We start from the raw sequence: 5,873 nt of genomic DNA, 5'->3' as shown, positions 1-5,873 counted from the left end.
TCGCATTTAGATTCTGTGTATGCTCGCGAAGCGGAGCGAAGTGGGGATTTATTCCCCACGAGCGATAACAAGTTTTTGCTATGGCAAAAACTTGCATTAGAATAAATAGAAAGGAGGAAGTAGGAAGTTTCAGTATAATGCGCCAAGAAGGAGATACTAAACCACTCCCAAAAGGGAGGGCTAGGATAAATCCTAGAAGCACTTGCTTATTATTATTATACAAAGTAGTATAATAACGCGCAGGATACAATTTAGTATCTGAGAGTATCGCATTTTACCTCCTTGCCTTTGGTTTGGAGGCTACGACACCAAGAGGTTGCGGTCCCTCTTGGTGTGCAACCTCAAAGCGCGTTATACCACACTCCTATGCATTGCCAATGTTACGAACTTGCACAAATCTAAGAATACACGAGATCCTGAACCTATCACCAGCACACAGCGGAGCGAGGGTGGATTCACTCCGCACGAGCGATAACAATTTGCTAAAGCAAATTGCACCAAAATAAACATAAAGGAGCCACAAACAAATGAGGGATTGGAATGAAGAATGCGCGATAGTGGGCGTGTATAATGTCAAAAATGCCGCGATTTTGAGCTATTACGCGCTCTTTGCGATGCAGCATAGAGGGCAGGAGGCGAGTGGGATTAGCACTTCTGATGGCACCAAAATCGCCACGCTAAAAGGCAATGGGCTCGTTACCAAAGTCTTTGATGAGGAAAGTCTCAAAAAACTCCAAGGCAAGTCAAGTATCGGGCACAATCGCTACTCCACTGCGGGGGAAGATTCTATCAATGAAGCGCAGCCCATCTTTGCGCGCTACTCACTAGGCGAGATGGCAATCGCGCACAATGGCAACCTCACCAACGCCAAAGCGGTGCGTGATATGCTCATACAAAAAGGCGCGATTTTCCAAAGCCACCTTGATACAGAAAATCTCATTCATCTCATCGCCCATTCCCAAAAAGAGCATTTAGTCGATCGTATCATTGATGCGCTAAGCTATGTCGATGGCGCGTATTGCTTTGTCTTCCTCTCGCGCTCCAAAATGTTTGTCGTGCGCGATAGATATGGCTTGCGTCCTTTGAGTCTGGGCAAGATTCAAAACGATGATGGCAGCGTGGGCTATATCGTGGCAAGTGAGACTTGTGCATTTGATCTCCTAGAGGCAGAATATGTGCGCGATGTGTCACCGGGCGAGATGCTCATCTTTGAGGGGGCTTACACGCCACTTAGCAGTAGTGAGCCAAAAAGTGTGCAGGTTTTTGCGCCTACGCCTAAGCCTTGCGTGTTTGAGTATATGTATTTTTCTCGTCCTGATAGCCAAGTGTATGGCAAGAATGTCTATGAGATACGCAAGCAAATGGGCATAGAGCTCGCTAGAGAGCATAAACTAAAGGCAGATATCGTCATACCCGTGCCAGATTCTGGCGTGGCGGCGGCATTAGGCTATGCGAAGGAAAGTGGGATAGATTTTGAACTTGGGATTATCCGCAATCACTATGTGGGGCGGACATTTATCGAGCCGCTGCAGAGAATGCGCGAACTCAAGGTGCGCCTAAAGCTAAATCTCATCTCAAGCATCATAGAGGGCAAGGAAATCATCGTGATTGATGATTCTGTCGTGCGTGGGACGACAAGCAAGCAAATCGTGCAGATTTTGCGCAAGGCAGGGGCGAAAAAAATCTATCTCCTCATCTCCGCACCGCCCACTATCTCGCCTTGCTACTATGGCGTGGATACTCCGGACAAAGAGCAGCTTATCTGTGCAAATAAGAGCATAGAAGAGGTGCGCTCCTATATCGGCGCGGACTTTTTGGGCTTTTTGTCTATCGAGGGAATGCTGCGCAGTATCGGAGGGGAGCAGGAGTTTTGCAAAGCGTGCTTTGATGGGCAATATGTCGATGAGTATTTACTCCAAAATGCTAAATAAGGGCAAAGATTTAAGGAGTGGATATGCGAGTGATTCTTACCATTGGGCGGTATTTTAAGAAGCGATTTGGCGGCAGGGTGCGCAAAATCCCCATATCATTGCAGGGCTTTACCTGTCCTAATATCGATGGCAGCGTGGCAAAGGGCGGGTGCATTTATTGTGATAATGAATCTTTCTCGCCAAGCCTTGTAAAGATAGATAAGCGTAGCGAAGTGAAGATGAATTTTGCACTCAAAAACAATCCTCTTTTGGATAAGCAACTCACGCAATTAAGAGAGCAGTTTGCGTGGCACGCGGAGTTTCATCAGCGTAAATTTGGGATTGGAAAATATATGGTGTATTTTCAATCCTACACCAACACTTACGCACATATTGATACGCTTAGGGCTCTGTATGATTGCGCGCTTAGCCTGCCTAATGTCGTGGGTATGAGTATCGGCACGCGGATTGACTGCGTGAGCGATGAGGTGCTCAATCTACTTGCGGGCTATGTGCGTGAGGGCAAGGAGATTTGGCTAGAGTATGGCATACAATCAGTGTATGATAAGACGCTTGAGCTAACCAACCGCGGGCATAGCATAGAGGGGGCTAGGGAGCTCTTTGCCAAAACGCGCGCAAAGGGGATAAAAGTCTGTGCGCATATCATCTATGGATTGCCGGGCGAGGATAGAGAGATGATGCTGCACACGCTAGATTCTGTAATTTTATGGGGGATTGATAGTATCAAAATCCACCCAATGTATGTGGTAAATGGCACGCGCCTAGCCAAGCTCTACAAAGATGGGGAGTATGAGCCTATTAGCCTAGAGCTCTTTGGGGATCTCATCGTGGAGTCGCTGCGGCGATTGCCCCCTGATGTGGTGGTGCAGCGTATCAGTGCAGGGGCGCACGATGAGAGCCTACTCGCGCCCAAATGGTGCTTTGACAAAAATATCCAAATGCGCTACATACGCGATAGATTAAAAGAAGTGGGGATAGAGTATTAGATTCTCACACACATCGTTTGCTGCAAGTTTGTTTCACAAACTTGTTATCGGTAATGTGAGCAGAGCCCACATTACCTCCGCTTACGCGCTCACTCACAGAATCTAGAGCGAGATTCTGTAATTGTTTGGTGTCGGAGTGTCAGGAACGCGACTTAGGCTAGCACCTTTTCTATAAACTATTATTTTAATGCAAGTTTTTGCTAGGGCAAAAACTTGTGTATCGCTCGGGTGCGGGCAAGTGTCTTTAAGCCAATGCTTAGAATCTAAGAAGTTTTTGTGCGAGCGTGTGCTACAATCCGCGCCAAATTTGCGCATTGTGGTATTTAAGGCGGTATCAAGGCGCGCATACTACACATAAAGGACAACAATGGCACAACACGATTTTTTGGCAAAGAAGATTCTTGTTACCGGTGGGGCGGGGTTTTTGGGCTCGCATTTGTGCGAGAGACTGCTAGAGCAGGGGCACGAGGTGCTCTGTGTGGATAATCTCTTTACCGGCACCAAGCGCAATATCTTGCACTTATTAGAGAATCCGCGCTTTGAGTTTATGCGCCACGATGTGACTTTCCCACTCTATGTGGAAGTCGATGAGATTTATAACCTCGCTTGTCCTGCAAGCCCCGTGCATTATCAGTTTGATCCCGTGCAGACGACTAAAACCTCGGTGGTAGGAGCGATAAATATGCTAGGGCTTGCCAAGCGCACGCGCGCTAAAATCCTCCAAGCCTCCACAAGCGAAGTCTATGGCGACCCAGAGATCCACCCGCAAGTAGAGAGCTATCGCGGTGCGGTAAATCCTATCGGGATACGCGCGTGCTATGATGAGGGCAAGCGGTGCGCGGAGACACTCTTTTTTGACTATCAACGCCAGCATAATGTGAGTATCAAGGTGATGAGAATCTTTAACACCTATGGTCCGAGAATGCACCCAAATGATGGACGTGTGGTGAGTAATTTTATCATTCAAGCCTTGAGGGGCGAAGATATTAGCATCTATGGCGATGGGAGTCAGACGCGGAGTTTTTGCTATGTCGATGATCTCATTAGTGGTATGATGAAGCTTATGGAGAGTAGAGATGGATTTTTTGGACCTGTAAATATCGGCAATCCGAGTGAGTTTAGCATACTAGAGCTCGCGCAAAATGTCATAGAGCTTACCAACTCGCGCTCTAAAATTAGCTTCCACCCATTACCCCAAGACGATCCCAAGCAGCGAAAGCCCGATATCAGCCTTGCACAAAGGGAGCTAGGCTGGGCTCCAAGCGTGCAGCTCAAAGAGGGGCTAGAAAAAACTATCGCGTATTTTAAGAGCACATTGAGATTGTAGGCCTTAGGGCTCTGTGATTTTGACAGGCAATTTTATTATAAATGTTTATCATAAAAGGAGGTTTGGAGATGAAGTTTTCTTTGGCTAATAAACTTTTAGTTTGGGTGCTATCGATTTTTATCGTAGTGATTGCGGTGGTTACGGTTTATAACTACAAAAAGACTTCCCAGAATACTATCGAGCTTTTTAGGAGCATTCAGCAAGGGGCGCTAAGTGCGTCATACACGACGATAAACATCACGATGAATATCGAAGCCCAGCAGCATTTGGACTTTTTGCGCAAGCAGCTTTTGGTATTAGAATCTCTCCCAAACCAAGCGCAGAGAGTGGCACAGCAAAGGGCAGTCCTAGCAGAGACAGCCGAGCTTATCAAATACGCGGCTACCTATGTGGTGTTTGAGGATAGTGGCAGGGCGTTGGTGGAGTATAGCGGAGAGCCAAAATCCGCTTTTAGAGGGGAGTATGAGGCTACAGAATCTGGCTTTGACTACCGCACACGCCCCTACTACACGGAGACAAAGAAAAAATACCTAGAGACTAAGCAGCTCCAAGGCGTGGTAACGCCCACCTATGTCAGCCAAAGTGGCAAGGATAAGGGCAAGATGCTCTCCACCGCCACCGCGCCTCTTGTGGGCAAAAATGGCGAGTTTTTGGGCGTGGTGTGTTTGGATATTTTTGTCGATGATTTCCAAAAGCGATTTGTGAATTTCGAGCGTCCCGAGCTCCCCAATATGTCGATTTTTATTACCGATGCGCATGGGCGGATATTCTCCCACAAAAACCCAGCGAGTATCAATCACGATAAGCCTCTCACAGCCCCAGAGCAAGCCATATCCGAGGCAGTCAAAAAAGCCCCAGAGGGCTATGTGGAGTATATAAGCACTAGGGGCGAGAAGCGACTGACTTATTACAAACAATTCCCATTTGGTTGGACGATTGTCGTGGCAGCCACGCAGAGCGATTTTACTGACGCGGTTAATAGCAATTTGATCAACTCTCTGTGGATAGCCTTTGTCTTAGGGGTAATCGGGCTTGTGGTGCTCTATCTCATTATCAAAAAACTCATCGGCCCGGCAAATGTGATCCAGAAGCTGCTCAATGAATTTTTTAGGTTTATCAATCACGAAGTCTCCACGCCACCAGCGTTGCGCCATAAGTTTGCGCCAGATGAGTTTGGCGCGATGGCTGGGGCGATTAGTGCCAATATCGAGCGCACACGGGTTAATCTCGAGCAAGATTCTAAGCTTGTGGATGAAGTCGTGGGTATCGTAGAGGAGTCTAAGCAGGGGCGATTTGGCAGGACAACCACGCTCGTGAGTGCCAATCCCCAAACCAACAGGCTAAAAGATTCTCTAAACGAGATGAGCAAAGCCCTCCATGATCTCGTGGGGGATAATCTCTCAGAAGCCGCTGAAGTCTTTAAGGCCTATGAGGGCAACGACTTCACGCCAAGGATTGCCAATCCGCTAGGGCTAGAGAGGGGCGTGAATGCACTAGGGGATTCTATTAGTGCGATGCTAGCTGCCTCTGCTAACTTCGCCAAAGACTTAGCTAAGCAAAGTGAAGAGCTAAAAGATTCTATGCAAAAACTAACTGATGGTAGTCAATCCCAAGCTAGCTCACTAGAGC

5 protein-coding genes are annotated in these 5,873 nt (G+C 47.5%); 4 read left to right on the top strand and 1 reads right to left on the bottom strand.

The window, feature by feature from the left end; genetic code table 11:
• The first annotated feature begins 527 nt into the window (after nt 1-527).
• Together purF and ACH2BK_RS09860 are read left to right on the top strand one after the other, a co-directional pair.
• Nucleotides 528-1,931, top strand: coding sequence for an amidophosphoribosyltransferase (gene purF, locus ACH2BK_RS09865; RefSeq protein WP_395003769.1), 1,404 nt, complete (start codon nt 528-530; stop codon nt 1,929-1,931).
• Nucleotides 1,932-1,954: 23 nt separating this feature from the next.
• The gene (locus ACH2BK_RS09860; RefSeq protein ID WP_395003767.1) at nt 1,955-2,917 is read left to right on the top strand and encodes a TIGR01212 family radical SAM protein; all 963 of its coding nucleotides are present in this window, start codon (nt 1,955-1,957) and stop codon (nt 2,915-2,917) included.
• A gap of 102 nt (nt 2,918-3,019) precedes the next feature.
• Here the strand turns inward: ACH2BK_RS09860 and ACH2BK_RS09855 are convergent, their stop codons facing one another.
• Nucleotides 3,020-3,232 carry a hypothetical protein gene (locus ACH2BK_RS09855; RefSeq protein ID WP_394998137.1) on the bottom strand — a complete coding sequence of 71 codons (213 nt, stop codon included), beginning with the start codon at nt 3,230-3,232 and terminating at the stop codon, nt 3,020-3,022.
• A 52-nt stretch (nt 3,233-3,284) separates the two neighbouring features.
• On the opposite strand from ACH2BK_RS09855, the gene ACH2BK_RS09850 reads away from it, so the two are divergent.
• Together ACH2BK_RS09850 and ACH2BK_RS09845 are read left to right on the top strand one after the other, a co-directional pair.
• On the top strand, nt 3,285-4,244 hold the full coding sequence (locus ACH2BK_RS09850) for a UDP-glucuronic acid decarboxylase family protein (protein WP_394998139.1): 960 nt from the start codon (nt 3,285-3,287) through the stop codon (nt 4,242-4,244).
• Nucleotides 4,245-4,312: 68 nt separating this feature from the next.
• The coding region (locus ACH2BK_RS09845) for a cache domain-containing protein (RefSeq protein ID WP_395003765.1) at nt 4,313-5,873 on the top strand (1,561 nt) is incomplete at its 3' end.

The organism is uncultured Helicobacter sp. (assembly GCF_949282165.1).
GTDB lineage: Bacteria > Campylobacterota > Campylobacteria > Campylobacterales > Helicobacteraceae > Helicobacter_F.
This window is presented reverse-complemented; position numbering and strand designations above follow the sequence as displayed.

What these genes read in the sequence shown, in the direction of transcription:
- ACH2BK_RS09855 (WP_394998137.1), bottom strand. Translation starts at nt 3,232, where the DNA reads ATGCGCAAATTTGGCGCGGATTGTAGCACACGCTCGCACAAAAACTTC.
- ACH2BK_RS09860 (WP_395003767.1), top strand. Translation starts at nt 1,955, where the DNA reads ATGCGAGTGATTCTTACCATTGGGCGGTATTTTAAGAAGCGATTTGGC.
- ACH2BK_RS09850 (WP_394998139.1), top strand. Translation starts at nt 3,285, where the DNA reads ATGGCACAACACGATTTTTTGGCAAAGAAGATTCTTGTTACCGGTGGG.
- purF (WP_395003769.1), top strand. Translation starts at nt 528, where the DNA reads ATGAGGGATTGGAATGAAGAATGCGCGATAGTGGGCGTGTATAATGTC.